The organism is Bradyrhizobium sp. Leo170 (assembly GCF_004296405.1).
GTDB lineage: Bacteria > Pseudomonadota > Alphaproteobacteria > Rhizobiales > Xanthobacteraceae > Bradyrhizobium.
Map to the genome: position 1 here is coordinate 1 of NZ_PSRR01000222.1, position 14,671 is coordinate 14,671.

At 59.3% G+C, this 14,671-nt stretch carries 9 protein-coding genes and 3 pseudogenes; 2 read left to right on the top strand and 10 right to left on the bottom strand.

All coding sequences use genetic code 11. The features are described from left to right. From CWO89_RS29270 to CWO89_RS29295, 6 genes and pseudogenes are all read right to left on the bottom strand, one after another. A pseudogene (locus tag CWO89_RS29270) lies at positions 1-1,221 on the bottom strand (outer membrane protein assembly factor BamB family protein); the annotation flags it as partial. Between the two features lie 89 nt (positions 1,222-1,310). Further along, positions 1,311-1,900: pseudogene (locus CWO89_RS29275) on the bottom strand (QcrA and Rieske domain-containing protein). A 128-nt stretch (positions 1,901-2,028) separates the two neighbouring features. Further along, positions 2,029-2,310, bottom strand: a complete 282-nt coding sequence (locus tag CWO89_RS29280) for a hypothetical protein (RefSeq protein ID WP_130582064.1) — start codon at positions 2,308-2,310, stop codon at positions 2,029-2,031. A gap of 528 nt (positions 2,311-2,838) precedes the next feature. Then, positions 2,839-3,285 carry an FAD-linked oxidase C-terminal domain-containing protein gene (locus tag CWO89_RS29285; RefSeq protein WP_245476633.1) on the bottom strand — a complete coding sequence of 149 codons (447 nt, stop codon included), beginning with the start codon at positions 3,283-3,285 and terminating at the stop codon, positions 2,839-2,841. Beyond that, positions 3,261-4,412, bottom strand: coding sequence for a cytochrome c peroxidase (locus tag CWO89_RS29290; protein WP_245476634.1), 1,152 nt, complete (start codon positions 4,410-4,412; stop codon positions 3,261-3,263). The genes CWO89_RS29285 and CWO89_RS29290 overlap by 25 nt, the downstream gene beginning before the upstream one ends. Before the next feature lie 588 nt (positions 4,413-5,000). After that, the gene (locus tag CWO89_RS29295) at positions 5,001-6,143 is read right to left on the bottom strand and encodes a DUF72 domain-containing protein (RefSeq protein ID WP_130582065.1); all 1,143 of its coding nucleotides are present in this window, start codon (positions 6,141-6,143) and stop codon (positions 5,001-5,003) included. A 95-nt stretch (positions 6,144-6,238) separates the two neighbouring features. On the opposite strand from CWO89_RS29295, the gene CWO89_RS29300 reads away from it, so the two are divergent. Next, on the top strand, positions 6,239-7,144 hold the full coding sequence (locus tag CWO89_RS29300; RefSeq protein WP_165421388.1) for an NAD(P)/FAD-dependent oxidoreductase: 906 nt from the start codon (positions 6,239-6,241) through the stop codon (positions 7,142-7,144). Between the two features lie 95 nt (positions 7,145-7,239). On the opposite strand, the pseudogene CWO89_RS49675 reads toward CWO89_RS29300, so the two are convergent. The 3 genes and pseudogenes from CWO89_RS49675 to CWO89_RS29310 form a co-directional block, all read right to left on the bottom strand. Beyond that, positions 7,240-7,356 (bottom strand): annotated as a pseudogene (locus CWO89_RS49675) (helix-turn-helix domain-containing protein); the annotation flags it as partial. Between the two features lie 600 nt (positions 7,357-7,956). Further along, positions 7,957-8,337, bottom strand: a complete 381-nt coding sequence (locus CWO89_RS29305; RefSeq protein WP_130228715.1) for an NUDIX hydrolase — start codon at positions 8,335-8,337, stop codon at positions 7,957-7,959. A gap of 1,596 nt (positions 8,338-9,933) precedes the next feature. After that, positions 9,934-11,361 (bottom strand): DUF1254 domain-containing protein, encoded by a 1,428-nt coding sequence (locus tag CWO89_RS29310; protein WP_130582067.1) that lies wholly within the window; start codon positions 11,359-11,361, stop codon positions 9,934-9,936. A 565-nt stretch (positions 11,362-11,926) separates the two neighbouring features. On the opposite strand from CWO89_RS29310, the gene CWO89_RS29315 reads away from it, so the two are divergent. Then, positions 11,927-13,876, top strand: coding sequence for a PAS domain-containing sensor histidine kinase (locus tag CWO89_RS29315; protein ID WP_130582068.1), 1,950 nt, complete (start codon positions 11,927-11,929; stop codon positions 13,874-13,876). A 184-nt stretch (positions 13,877-14,060) separates the two neighbouring features. On the opposite strand, the gene CWO89_RS29320 is transcribed toward CWO89_RS29315, so the two are convergent. Then, the coding region (locus CWO89_RS29320) for an NAD-dependent epimerase/dehydratase family protein (protein WP_245476635.1) at positions 14,061-14,671 on the bottom strand (611 nt) is incomplete at its 5' end.

Below are 14,671 nucleotides of genomic sequence, written 5' to 3' on the forward strand. Positions count from 1 at the left end.
TGTTCTCCATGGCCGGCACATAGACATATTTCGTTTTCTGGCTGTAGGCCGCCGATGGCCAGTCCTTGCCGCCCCACAGTGACGGGCAAAACTCGACCCGCTTGCCAACCACAGGCTTGTGCGCGGGGTCGACAATCGGCTTACCGCTCTCCGGCTCAATGCCCAGCCGGCTAGGTAGCTGATCTTGTCCGGCTTGCGCTCCAAGATCCAGAAGATCGCGTTGCGTCCCGGATGGATCAGACCTCTTGATGGATCGGCCATCCCTTTGCAGGTCGACCAGCATCGGTGCCTCGACCTCGTCCCAGTCCCAGGAATCGTTCTGATGGTACTGGAAATGTGCCTTGATCTTGCCAGTCTCAGGATCGAGGCCGAGCACGGAGGTCGTATAGAGATTGTCACCGGGATGAGCGTCCCCGGGCCACGGCGCAGCATTACCAACACCCCAATAAATGGTCTTGGTGTCCTTGTCGTAGTTGCCGGTCATCCAGGCCGACCCACCGCCGGTCTTCCAATCGTCGCCCGTCCAAGTATCATGGCCGGGTTCGCCGGGGCCGGGGATAGTGAAGGTTCGCCACAACTCCTTGCCGCTATTGGCGTCGTAGGCGGCGATATAGCCGCGGACGCCGAATTCACCGCCGGATCCGCCGACGATGACCTTGCCGTCGACAACCAGCGGCATCAGGGTCAAATACTGCCCTTCTTATAGTCCTGGACCTTGGTGTCCCAGACCACCTTGCCGGTCTTCGCATCAAGCGCGACCACGTGATCGTCCGCCGTGGCGAGATAGAGCTTGTCCTGCCACAGGCCGACGCCGCGGTTGGTCGGATGCAATTGGAACAAATCTTCCGGAAGTGACCGCTTGTAGCGCCAATATTCGTCGCCGCTCTTGGCATCAAGCGCGATCACCTGGCCCATCGGCGTCGTGACAAACATCACGCCGTTGTTGACGATCGGCGGGGCCTCATGGCCTTCGATGACGCCGGTGGAGAAAGTCCATACCGGCATCAGGCTCTTCACGTTCTGTGTGTGGATCTGCTGGAGCGGGCTATAGCCCTGCCCATCATAAGTCCGCCGATACAGCATCCAGTTGCCGGGTTCGGGATTTTCAAGGCGGGCTTGCGTCACCGGGCTGTAATTTTCGATCGGACCGGCGACAGCAGCGGTTGAGATAAGGGTTGTGAACGCAACACAACCCGACAATAGCCATTGCTTTCTGGTCATGACGCCATCTCCCTGTGCTCTTCTCTCCCTCCCCTATGGTGGGTGGTGCGATCGTCTGGGGCACAGGAATCGGATGCGACCACGCCCCATCACCCTGGCTGTTGAGCACCTACCTTTCCAACGAAGGTTGCAGTTATGGTGAGCGAGCCGTCGGCTATCGCCAACGGCAGTGCCGGCAAACGACGGGGCGCGGGCCCGAACACGACTTGCGCGCGCTCGCGGGGATCGAATTCGGAGTTGTGACAAAAACATTTAAGAACGTCTTTGTCGCCCGTCTCGGACTTCAGCCAACCGGCGACAGAACATCCGGCGTGAGTACAGATCGCCGAATAGGCAACGATGCCTTCAGCAGAGCGTGATCGGGTCTCCTCATCCAATTCAGCGAATCAAGCCTTATGATCAGAATCTCGTTGAGCCGCGAGCCGTTGCGGACTACCGAAGTCTCGGGGTCCTTTGGCCAAGCGTGCAGCGGAGGGTCGCCGAGCTTCAAATCATCGGGCTTGATGGCGTCGCCGGCACGCTCTCCTTCGGAGACAACAAGGAGATCCCCTTTCTTCGGCCGGTCGCTGCTGCCGGGCTGATCTTCCTGCGCCGCAGCGAACCTGTTCGCCGCCAGGAACGCTCCGGCCGCGAGCGTCGTCAAAAGAAGCGAGCGTCGCGTTTGGTTCGGACACAGCATTGTCTTCTCCAGCTCCGCCACCAAGCCTGAATTTCAGTCGCGCGTAACCTCCCTGTCAAACGGCAAAACGCTTAAACTAGCACGTGAGGCGACGCGGTCACATGCAGGCTTGCTACCCTCTACGAGGCTCAACGCGGCCTTTCAGCGCTGCCAGCCGCCCCCGTCGAGGTGCCGGTGGCTGAGCCCGTTGTCGGCGGAGCAGTGTCAGTCCGCCCAGGAGGATGGGTGGAAGCGCCCGGCTTTTCCTGCTCACCGACATAGCCTGACTCGCCGGACTGGCGGGTCTTGGCGCCCTTGTCCGCCTCCTCTTGCACCTGCTGCGGGTTGGGTGCCGTCTGCTGCTGCGCCAGCGCCGGCAGGGCGATCAGGGTTCCGCTCGCAACAAGCATCGCAACGATTATGGTTCGCATGGAGGGTCCTCCCCATCGTAGCGTCACTTTGTACGAATACGAACGCGCCGGTTCGCGAAGGTTCCTAGTTCAATCTCATATTTTCAAGACAAGGGATGCGGCGCAGCCGCGTAGCTGCGGAGATAAGCGAGATGGAAGCAAACTCGCCGACTCGGCTTAGTGTGATCTCGGCGCCTCAGAGATCTTAAGCCATCTGGACCGCGCCACTGTTTCGTTCCTCTTGCCGGGAGCGCCTGATGTCCTGCGCGATGCCAATTCACCGTTGAGCTGTTGCCACGGCGCGCCGAGCCATCCCGGACGCCAGCACCCTCTCGTCGAGCCAAGCAATGGCGCAACCGGATCATCTGTGCCATGGAGGCTCTGCGAATATAGAGCGCGAGTAGCCGCGCTGTTCGATCATGTCATCGAGTCCGCGAGGAAACGCGACGTCGTAGAAGCACAGCTTTTGGCGCAAACCGGCCTTAAAATGCCGACGCTACGTAGCACGGCGGGATCTCGCGCGCGAAGAGCTCTTTCGACAGCGCGCGCCTAGGCATCAATCAGGACGCCCGGATTGAGCATGCCTTCCGGATCCAATTCGCGCTTGGCTGCCCGCAATGCGGCGGCGCAAAGCTCTGGCCGCTGTCGGTCGTACCAGGGCCTATGATCGCGACCTCCGGCATGATGATGGGTGATGGTGCCGCCTGCCGTGATCAGCGCGTCGCTCGCCGCGTTCTTGATGGCCTGCCACTGTTCGAGCAGCGCGCCGTGTCGGCCGCGCGCGTGGAAGGAGAAATAGGGCGCGGGCCCGTCCGGGTAGACGTGGGTGAAGCGGCAGGTGACTTCACCCTTGATCCCGGTTGCTTCCAGAATCGCGCGTTCGGTCGCTGGTTTGACCTTGTCGTGAAAGCTTTCGAACCGATCCCAGGTGATGGCGCTCTCGAACGTATCGTTGATGAGGCCCGCGGGCGTCAGAAATTCGCGCGCATAGGGCATCCGAATAAATGCATTGCGCCAGATGCCTGCCGCGCCTTGGAGATACGATCCATCACATCGTTGAGATCACCACCAACGGCTGCGACCGTGAGAGAAATGACGCCATTGTCATGCGCCTGAATGGCGGTGCCGAGCACGCTCGCGAAGTCGAAAATGTCCTGCAACAGGATCGCCGTGGTGAGGGGGTCATACGGCTGCACGGCGTCGCCGATCGCCTTCAGATAGGCGACCATGTCGGCCCGATCCTGGGTCGAATAGCCGAGCGTGAATGAGCGATCGAAGTAATCGACGACCTGATCGAGATTAGTGAAACGCGCGTCGTGAAAGTAAGGCGCGTTGAAATCGGCGTTCAACAGCGTCGGCGTCTTGTAGAGCCCGCCTGAGCCGACATCGTGCCGCTTGTTATCGACGAACGCGGCGGACGGAATGTGACAGCCCGCGCAGCTCAGATCCGGGTCATGCGGAAAAGGCTTCTTGAACAGGGCCTCGCCGCGCCGCTCGGCCTCGCTGGCGTCCGCCGCCAATTTTCCGCCGATACTGATGCGGGGGTTGGGCAGAAAATCGATATCCTCGATATAGGCGACCAACGCATCAAGGATCGCAGGCGCGGGATCGGGACCTGAGAATTCATCGACGATCACGGTGCGGACAAAATCGCGCAGCGATTCCTTTCTGCCGTCGAGGCCGCAAGGCGCGAGATAACGCGCGCCGCGCAAGCTCGGAACCCGAACCGGATCGAGAACGAAATTCTCGGCTTTCGGATTGAACAGAGCACTCGTCGTATCAAAACCGCCAGGACGGATCGACAATCCTGGGATGAACAGCTTCCCATTGGAAGAACCGTTGATGTGGCATGTGCCGCAACTGACGTCGCCCTTCAGCGCGGTGCCGGCGAGAATGGCAGGCGTATTAAACGCCATGTTTCCGAGCTTCACCAGATATGATTTCTGACCTTCGATGGCCTCAGAGTGAAACTGCTCGCGCGGCTGATCGACCGCGTCATCGTCCAGCTCGGTTCCGACGGGAAGCGACGTGTTCACGCCCTCGATCGGAAAGGCCAATGCGTGCTGAAGAACCAACACCGATGCAAGGCCCGCGGCTGCCGACAGAAACACGCGAACGATCACCTGCTAGCCCTCAATTTTGCGGAACGACATATTGAAGCCAGCGAAAGCCTGATCTCGCCGACTGCTCGATGATTGGCGTCGGTGTTTTCGGCAGGACCGCAACGTTCCCGACCGAAATCAGGCAGTGCATGGAGGTCGCCTCGGCGTCATCGATCTGAGGTCGTTCTATCAATGTTACGATTGCTGTTTTGTGACAGCCTGATGTGCGGCGATCAAGTTATTCGAAGACTTCTTCTATGGCTATGGAAGTCAAATGCCATTGAGGTTAGGGGTAGCAGCAGCGAGCCGCTCTTCATGGCTTCGGCGAAGACTCTGGGAAACTCAAAGCGCTGGATGAAGGAAGACGGTTCAAAGGTGAGCAGTCGGGGTCCGAGCTGGATGCCCAGGCGACAAGAGCCCTTGAGAAAGCGCGGGCCATGCCGCCGGGCCAGATCGGATAGAAGCCATGAGCTGGAGCTGATCGATGTTTTCTGGGATCATTTTCGACGTTGAAGGGACGCTGGTCGACAGCGTGCCCCAGAACCTTCAGAGCCTGCAAGAAGCTCTCGAACGCTTCGGCCATCAGGTGCCGTACGGCACGCTTCAGCTTTACTCGGGCAGAGTGCATTCCTTACGGAAACTATCCGCACACAAGGAAAGCCCGGGACAGAATCTCTCCTCTCGTGAATTTTTCAGCTGGCGCTTAGCACAGGTATTGCCGTCCAATCTATTGGTGCGGACAGATTCGGTTCGGGGACTAATGCCGAGCGCTTCTTGGGCCCGCGGCGTTGATCCAAGCGGCGCGTTGGACGTTTGCGATACACGCAAAGGTCCTGGGTCCTTCCGAAGGCGGGTAAGCGATAGTTCCAGCATGCGCCGCAGGACTGCCGCGTTTTTGGGGGCGTAAGCGTCGTTGTCATTGTTAAAATAGACCCAGGCTCTCTTTGTCCCGCTTGCTCTTATCCTGTTCGCCCAGCTCTCCAGTTCGCTCTTCGAATAATCGTGCCGATACCAGCGTTTGGGGCCGTGCAGGCGGACGTAAACTTCATCAGCTGTCCGGATAAGCTCGTCCGGCAGTCGCGGCCCGCTGCAGGAGCAGAAGATTATCCCGGCCTCCCGAAAGGCTCTGTAAACATCCTCATTCCACCAGCTCACGTGCCGAAACTCCACGACGTTGCGGCGCGCGGGATCGAGCTGGCTCACGATCGCATCCAACCGCCCTTTGGTGTAGCGGTAGCTCGGCGGTAATTGAAACAAAAAGCATCCCATCCGCTCGCCAAGGATATCGGCAATGATGCCAAAATCCCGTATGAGCGTCTTCGTGCCCTTGAACCGTTTTACATGTGTGATGAGATCGCAGACCTTGACCGAATAAACGAACTTCCTGTTGCCGGGCTGGCGCCGCCAGGCCTGCACGTTCGCAACGGTCGGCCACGAGTAGAAGGATGCGTTAATTTCGGCCGTATCGAAACGCTTTGAGTAGCGCTCGAACCACTTTTCCTGTGGCACGCGCGCATAGAACGAGTTCCGCCATTTCCAGTAACGCCAGCCTGAACATCCGACAAAGACGGATGACTTCAGTTTAGGCGAGCTCTTTGGGGTGTGGCCCCCCGTCCTGAGCCGTGCTGCATGCATCTTCGCGGCGCGTTTGACATTGTCCTCGCGCTGCTTTTCCCGACGGAGCCTGCGTCGCTCACGCCGCTCGTCGAGCGCCAATTCCTTCCATTTCGCTGCTGGTCGCGCGCTCGACATGATGTTCTTTCCTAATGTCTAACGAACGAAGGGGCGCAAGGGGTTCCCCCCCTCGGCAGGCGTCCCATATAAATTGTGAAAGAGAGGTGCTCGCCATGAAAATCGATGTGGTTATCGTTGGCGGCGGACCTGCCGGACTAAGCGCAGCTCTGATCCTGGGGAGATGCCATCGCCAGGTCCTTCTTTGCGATGACGAACAGCCGCGCAACCGCGCCTCGCATGCCATCCATGGTCTGCTGGGGCGTGAAGGCCGATCTCCATCCGCGTTTCTCGGAGAAGCCCGACAGGAACTCACCCGCTACAAGTCTGTTTCAATCCGCTGGACGCGGGTCAACGATATCACGCCTGCCGACGAAGGCTTCGAGTTCACCTGCGCCGACGGCACAACGGGGATTGCTTCGAAAGTTCTTCTCGCAACCGGCATCGTGGACGAACTCCCCGAGATAGCGGGTGTCGAGGCTCTTTACGGTGTTTCAGTCCATCACTGTCTGTACTGCGACGGTTTTGAATATGCCGGTAAACCCGTTGCCGCTTTTGGCAAGGGAGATGAGGGGGCGGACCTTGCCGTCATGATGAAGCACTGGATGGCGGATGTTGTGGCTTGCAGCGATGGCACCGAGATCAGTGCGGATGCGGCGCGTAAGCTGAAACAACACGGAATACCCTTGCGGAACGAGCCGATCGCATCGGTTGAAGGCGCGGAGGGGGTGCTCACGAAGATCAGATTCAAAAGCGGTCCTGACCTTGATCGGGCAGCTCTGTTTTTCTCGACGGGTTGCCATCAGGCATCGGACCTCTCTGAGCTCCTTGGTTGCAAACGCGATAGAAAAGGAGGGGTCGTTACGGACTCGGCCACGGAGGAAACCAGCGTGCCGGGCGTATATGTTGCCGGCGACGTGTCGCGCGACGTTCTGCTCGTCGCGGCCGCTATCGCAGAGGGAGCCAAAGCGGCAGTCGCTATCAACAAAGCCTTCTTGCTGCGTGACGGGTTCTGCGAGTGAAGCGCACAGGCGTCCGTCACGAGAATGATCCGGAAGCCCGACCACCGATCTTGCCGGGTAAAACGCCTCCGGTCTCCTCGCCTCAGCTTCTTCCACTTCGTCACACAGGACGGACTGATCTGAAGCGCTGCCGCAATCGAAGGAGCAGTCTCCCCAGCGTCAGCCTGCGCAAGAGCCCGTTCGCGAATGTCTTCCGGATAGGGTCGGGTCATCCATGCTGGCCCCCGTTCTTCAGCATGAAGTTCGAATCAGAAATTCCTCCAATGGGGAAACTCGATTCCGCTAAAAAGACCAGCTACCAGCCGCAACAAATTATAGGGAGCCGGAATGCCCTTATCTCGCCCGCTAAACGGGGGGGTGCACTTCCGCACTGTTCCTACGTTACGCGCAGCCCCCTGACACGCTTTCTTGTCTAGGGCGGGAACAAATGTTCACTTTAGCACTTAGTGAATCACTCTTTGGCAGGGATAGAGTGATGAACTTCTTCAGCGGCGATAAATTTCAAGGAGCAAAGACCCATGAGGAGCGCCGGTGTGAATGCGGCGCTCAACCAAAGCTTGCCTATCGGCTGATGGATTCGCGGCGAGGGCTGACGGTCCGCATATTTCAGTGCCAGTGCGCAAAGCGCACATGGACCGAAGATCGGGAGTAATGCCAGCAACTGGGTGCCGCTCCTAGGAGATGCTAGCCACTCTGTGATGTGGGCGGCGATTTCGTCCTGAGGCTTTCCGTAGCTTCTCCTCCCGATTTGGTTGCAGCGGTTCCGCACCCTCGATCCGGTAGACGGGACCTCCTACCTCCGATCTCGCTCGTCAGGCCTTCCCGAAAAGCTTGTCCCGGATGTAGCGCGAGGTCGGCGTTAGCCGGATACCACGGGGCTTTTGCCAGACCGCGCGACTGATTTCCCGTTTGTCGCCGATTGCCAGTCTTCCCTTTGCGCTTGTGGCTACGAAGATTGCGTCGCTCATCTTGCGGCCCGACCGCTTGTTTCTTGCTTTCACTTCCTTCCAGAGCCGCAACCGGCCAAGCTTCAGCTTCGGCAGCTCCTCCTTGATCTCGCGCCGAAGGCAAGCGAGATCCGTCTCTCGCGGTCGTTTGCGTCCGCCAGGGAACATCCACCGCCCGTCGGACCGTCGTCGCACCAAGAGAACCTTGCCGCGCTTGACAGCGACGAGCTTGGCCGACTTCGCCATTTCTCAATGAACCTCATCAAACGAATCGACTAACCCGATGAGTTATACCCCGAACCGTGCTTTCTTGGTGAACGCGCTGCGCCGCGAGCTCGGAGTGTTCCGTCGCCATCGGTCAACCGAGAAATTTGGCAGCCGGCCGAGCCCGCTTACCACCCTCTAGGTAATATCCAGTGGAATGCCGGCACCGCTCTCATCGGTTACCGAAATCGGGCAGTTCATGCCAATGAGCTCCGGCCGCGACTCCCGGAGGGACCGGACGAGCTTGATTGCCACGATTTGCGCGGCCGTCTCGTCCGGCAAATCGTGCACCCGTGGTCGCTCACAATGCGGCTGTCGACGAGTTTAAAATGATAGAGCGGCATAGAATTGCAGGTAGCAATTCGAATGCCAGAATTTGATCAAAGTGAAGAAGTCCAGACGGTGGGCAGCCCCCAGCGCGCCGCGCCCAATTGGGGACGAGGCCCGACAGGAGGTCATCGGGGCATGCCCGGGGTTGGAGGCCACGCGCCCTCGCCAAACTGGTGGAGCAAATTATAGACCACCGCGATAGGCAGCTCGGCTATCTCGTCGGGGGTCAATTCGCCACCGATCTCGGCCAGCCTAATTCGCGCGGCCTTATCTTGATCAGGAGTTGTTGAGGCTTCTTCCATCTTCTCCCCAATATGCGACATTGACAGTCAGCATTCCAGCTCGGAACTTCGCCAGACCCAGTACCGGCCATTGGCTACGAAGTCCCAAGAGACCATCTACGGGCCTCTGTACGCCTTAACCGAGCGTACAGCCGAGGCGCGTAAGCGCTGGGCAAGCTCGCCTGTACAAGCGCACCTCGCCTTGCAATGCCCGATCCTCCCACGCTGGGGTCGCTCAGCCCCCTGATGGCAGTTGCATCTTATCGTGTGTTACCATGGCGCTTCGCGGGTGCGGCACCTACGTGAAGATCACGCCTGAGGGCGCCGAGCTATTCGCCTAAGACGCCGCCAAAACTTTATTGCGCAAAAGTAACGAGGCATTGACCAACCAAGACATTCCGAACCGCAAACTACCACTTCCGCAGAACGTTCCTAGTCTTGGATATCAGGAACGTTAGCCGCGCTGGACGGGCGAGCTTAACCCGGCGTCGTACTCGCCCCGGGATAGAGCGCAATGACGGAACCAATAGCTTCGCCAATGTTTGGGAAAAAGTGGAAAGTGTTCTTCTTTCCCGTTAGGGAAGCGGCCCCGGCGTGTTCCCTATTGCCCCTCGCTGAGGCCGTTTCCTTCTCGACCTGGAGGAGAACTGATGAAATGGTCAGTGCTGGCCAGTCCAGCTTTGGCCCATCCTCTTAAGGATGAAAGCGGCAAATGGCGGCGGGGTCATGATCGTGGAAGTGTTGGGGTTTCGCTGCTCACAGAGCCTGAGTTCAGCCACCTTCTAGGACATGTACCCATAATATCGAGCGTGCTGGATGCGAGCCGCTCAATGTCCGGTTTGCACCTGATAGCGACCGAATAGCGGACATCGCGGAAGGTCCGAAGTGGGCCAGAAGCCGGCATGCGTCCAATCTCGGGTATACGCAGCGGCATTTGCACGTCGCTGCGTTCTTGGGTCGTGTTATTTTATTGAGCGCTCAAGCTCTGCAGTGCCTGCACCCGCGTGACTGGGGGCGGGTTCCACTTGCCAGTCAGCGCCTCCGACTTCGGGGCATATAAACGCATCAGCAAGTTGAACGCGCCCTTCGGGGCGGGAAGCCAGTTGTCTTCCTTGTCAGGCCCAGGACTTTCGTTCTGGAAGTACAGGTCGAGCGATCCATCCGCGTTGTATTTCAGCGGCATCCAACTGCTGAGGTTGAACCGATTGAGGGGGTTCGCGACCTGGAAGCCTTCGGCGTCATACAGCGTAATAGACCAGAATGCATACGCTGGTGGCGCGCTCGCCTTGTCAAAGCTAAGCGTATATCTGTTCGCTCCGTCGAGTGGTCTGCCGTTCTCGTCGGCAAGGTTGATCGGGTATATGGCATCCTCTGGGAGGTTTGCGCCGAGACCGACCTGGGTGACAATGGCGCGTTTCAAGTAGTAGTTGCCATAGACGCCCATCGTGTCGGTGTTCATCGACCAACCGTTAACGACGCGAGCGAGCGTCGGTATCTTCCATGCCATCAGTTTCTGCGCTTCCTCGGGAACGTCCGCGAAAGCTTTCCGGATCGCGGGGGCGAGTTTCTGAACATCAAAGCTTTTGCCGGGCTCGAAGCCGACCTTCTTCAATTGGGCGATGATTGGCTGATCGGTGATGTGCGGCGGGATCGTCTTGAGAAGCTCGGCGGCATGTGCAAAGTATTTTTCCGCAGACATCGTGTCCACTTGAACCTTGGGCGGCGTCTTCATGTCTACCGTGGGGTCGATTGTCACTTTGGCTGGCACAGGGGGCTGGCCCCACTCCGAGAGCGGCGAGACCTTATACCCTGCCTGAATTTTATTGACCGCCTCGTAGTCTGGTGGGCCGTCAGTCTTGGTGCGGCCGATGATCCAAACGATAGGCGTCGGTGCTTCGATACGCGTCAAGCCTTGCGGAATGGTGCCGCTCCAGCCGGGTGGCGTCAGCAGGAAATTGCCTGCCTGCGTGCCAGTGGTTCGCCATCCGGGCGAAGCAAACACGTTGCTCCACATGTCCAACATCGGAAGCAAGTAGTAGCGCCCATTCGTGTCAGGTACCGATACGACCATCGGCTCCTTCGTCATGTCGAGCCATGCAGCGGAGTACAGGGTGTCGAAGTTGTAGCGAACAACGCCTTTGTCGCTGGCTGATGGATATGCATGCATACTCTGGAAAGTGTTCATCGGCCCTCTGCCCGGAATTTTACCGGACTCGATGTTGGTGAACACCTTCCGCGTGACATCCATTGAGATGAGCGGATAGAAATAGAGATAAGCATCGACCGCGATTGACCGAGCCTCTTGTTCTGTGACTGCGGTCTGGGCTCCGGCAGGAGCTGGCAAAGCGGCCAGCAAGCTGGTGCCGACCAAGCCGGCCAAACATGCGTGCTTCATGATGCCCTCGTGCGTCTGTTGTTGGGTACGGCAAGATTGTGTTTCCGCATAGCGAGTAAGATACTGGCTTTGCGGCCGGTGCCGCGTAGCCATCATAGGATGTGCTTCTGACACGCGCTATCGCAGAATGAACCTGAACCAGCGAGAAGGACTTCTTCTCTGTCCAAAACCAGGACGGCCGAAGTCCGCTCCGGGTTAAAAGCCGTAATACTTGCGGCGAGCGAATCGAGTCCGGTTTGCCTCTGAGAGCGGACCACATCGCGACAGATCAAATCTGTCGCAATGGGCCAACAGGCGACTTTCAAAGGCCCCTCGCGACAGCTATGGAAGTAATACTTACTCTTCTTGCTCTTTGGGACAAGACTTGGACAAGACTCTTGGGTCTTGCACCCCACAGAAGTGTCGGGACAAGCTGCCGTCGTCGCAGGCAGGAACGACGGCGATGGGACTAGGCAGCTGTGCTGCGCTCCTGAAACGGACGCGTCAGCTTACCAGACGTCCGCCCGCGATCGCGCCGCGACTTCCATAGCCGATTCGAGACCTGACAGGGGCCGGAGCAGAACCAATGGACGACAATGCGACTTCGCCGACGACGGTCACTTCGCGTACTTCTCTCATCCTTAGCGTTGCCATCACTATCGGGATCTTCATTTTCGACGCAATCACTCCTGCCGATTCGGTGATCTCCACGCTGTTCGTCGCCGTTGTGCTGCTGTCTTCCCGGTTTCTTCAAACGCGCGAGATTGTGCTCGTATCCCTTGGCTGCATGGCACTGTCGGTGCTCGCTCATTTTGTGACGCCATACGGCGACTCCTGGGCAACCATCTCCATTTCGAACCGCGTTCTCAGCCCTGCGGCGATCGGCGTTGTGACGTTCCTCGCCGTGCAAAGCCGATCACAAGAGATGATGTTGCGCGAGCAGGCAGGACTTCTCGACCTCACCCACGATACGATCTTCGTGCGCGACATGAAGGATGTCATCACCTACTGGAATCACGGCGCCGAGGAGCAGTACGGGTGGAAGAAGGCGCAGGCCATCGGCAGGATCTCTCACCAACTCATGCGCACGATCTTCCCTGTGCCGCTCGAAGCGGTCATGGGAGGGTTGCTCCGCACCGGCCGCTGGGAAGGAGAACTCGTCCACACAAGGAAGGATGGTACGCAGGCGATCGTGGCCAGTCGGTGGTCCCTGCAAAAGGATGTACGTGGCGTTCCGGTCGCGACCCTGGAGACCAACAATGACATCAGCGATCGCAAGCGCGCCGAGGACGCGCTGCGGGAGAGCGAAAGACGATATAAGAGCATCTTCCGGACGGCGGGCGTGTCGATCTGGGAGGAGGACTTCTCTCAGATCAAAGCGGCCATCGACGAACTGAGAGTTGAAGGCGTTGAAAACTTCCGTGCGTATTTTGCAGCACATCCGGAGTTCGTACGAGAATCCATCTCGTGTGCGAAGGTTGTCGACGTAAACGATGCAACGGTCGAACTGTTCAAGGCGCAGAGCAAGGATGAGCTCCTCCACTCGCTGGATGCCGTATTCACCTCCGAAACATTGGAAGCGTTTGCCGGGGAGTTGATCGCCGTCGCGGAAGAGCACCCGTATTTCTCAGCCGAAACGATTCTCCAAACACTGAAGGGAGACAAACTGACAGTCCTGCTCGCGATTACCTTTCCGCCCCGACCTTCCAACCTCGATCGCGTATTGGTGACAATCACTGACATCACCGAGCGAAAGCGGGCCGAAGAGGCGCTGCACAAGGCCCAGGCAGAGCTCGCCCACATCACGCGCGTGACAACGATGAATGCGCTGACCTCCTCCATTGCCCACGAGGTCAGCCAGCCGCTTGGCGCCATTGTCAGCAACGGCTATGCGGGCCTGCGCTGGCTCGACCACCAGCCGCCCAAACTCGAGGAGGCGCGCAGGACGTTCGAGCACATCGTCGAGGACGGGCATCGGGCCGGCGAGGTGATCGGGCGGGTGCGCGCGCTCCTCAAGAAGACAGCCATCGTCAGGGAATGTGTGGACGCGACCGAGCTGATCCAGGATACGGTCGCCGTTGTCCATGGTGAAGTGCTCCGGAATGGGATTCTGCTGAGGACCGAGTTAGCGCCCGAACTTCCGCCCGTGATGGGCGACCGAGTGCAGGTGCAGCAGGTACTGCTGAATCTGATGATGAACGGCATCGACGCCATGAAGGAGGTGACGGAGCGGCCGCGCGAACTGCGGATCCGATCCTATCTCGATGATTCCGGGGCCGTGGCGGTAGCGGTGCACGACACCGGGGTCGGGCTGGATCCGAGCAGTGTCGACCGCCTGTTCGAGGCGTTCTATACGACCAAGCCCGAGGGCATGGGCATGGGCTTGGCGATCTGCCGCTCGATTGTCCTGGCGCACGGAGGACGATTGGGGGCGTCTCCGAACGAGCCCTGTGGAGCCGTGTTTGAATTTAGCCTGCCGCCCGAGCGGGACGAGACCGCTGGCGCCGCGAACGCACGTCCAATGCCGCTGCTGTGAAGGCGGAGCTCCGCGGACGCCACGGTCGGTGACGCCTGCCACGCGGAACGTCCGCTTTGGGTCATCAGCGCCGTTCTGACTGCGCACCCATCACTTTCGGTCTCGCCTGGCAAGCGAGGCGCCACAACGTCGCGGGTGCCGAGGCGTCGGACGGGCTCGCGCGCTGAACCGCTGCGCGAAATCGTCAGACCGGAAGACGAAAATCGGGAGTCCAACCCAGCTCTGCGCGTGCCTTTTCTGTCGCCACGCTTCTGTTGGACTGTGCGATGTTATAGATGCCCGGGCCGCCGTGATCGATGGCCAGCAGAGCGGCATAGGCAGCCGCATCCACATGAATGGGCGCAGAATTTGACGGCTCGTCCGAAGCGGTTCCGGGGCCATAAAGCTGGCCGTGGCGGAGGACGACGCCCTCGAGCGGCGGCGATTTCAAAGTGAGATCTTCGAGCGCAATCAGTCCCTGCACGTTAATACCGCTCTCTCCCTCGGCCCCGGTATCCAGCGGGTCCGTCTCCGCGTGCGGCTCGGCCCCCGGTGCGTAGGCCCACGCGATGCTTTGCGCCACCAACCGGTGCGCACCTGCGGCAATTGCGGCCCCGACAAGGTTCCGCGTTCCTTCGCTACGGATGCGAGCGGTGCGAACGATCGCTGCTCCCATCTCACGTGGGTTAAGATCTTTCGGGAGGTCGGTGAGCTGATGGATCACGACATCGGGGCGTGCTGATGCGACGGCGCGTGATAGCGCCGGCGCGTCGAAGACGTCGACCACGACCGGGTCCGCCCCGAGCGAGCGCAGCA